General features: G+C 65.4%; 1 pseudogene. It reads left to right on the top strand.

Annotation, left to right across the window (positions count from 1 at the left end):
- Positions 1 to 283 (top strand): annotated as a pseudogene (locus EN804_RS36715) (RNA methyltransferase); the annotation flags it as partial.

Here is a 283-nt window from a genome sequence, read left to right as displayed (position 1 = left end):
GCAGGTCATCCCGATTTCCGAATGCCCGATCTCGCTGCCCGGCATCGTCGCCGCGCTCGACCGGCTGCGGGCGCTCGCCGATCTGGTCTGCGCGACCACCAAATCGTTCCATATAGCGGTGACGGTGACCGAGTCCGGGCTCGATATCGCGGTGCAGGATTCCGGCAAGCTCGGCGAGAACCAGCGCCGCATCGCCTCCAATTTCGTCATGGCCGAGGGGTTGGCCAGGCTTTCCGTCGACGGCGAGGTCATCGTCGAGCCGAAGAAGCCGGTGGTGCAGTTC

Source organism: Mesorhizobium sp. M8A.F.Ca.ET.161.01.1.1, from assembly GCF_004792105.1.
Lineage (GTDB): Bacteria > Pseudomonadota > Alphaproteobacteria > Rhizobiales > Rhizobiaceae > Mesorhizobium.
This window is presented reverse-complemented; position numbering and strand designations above follow the sequence as displayed.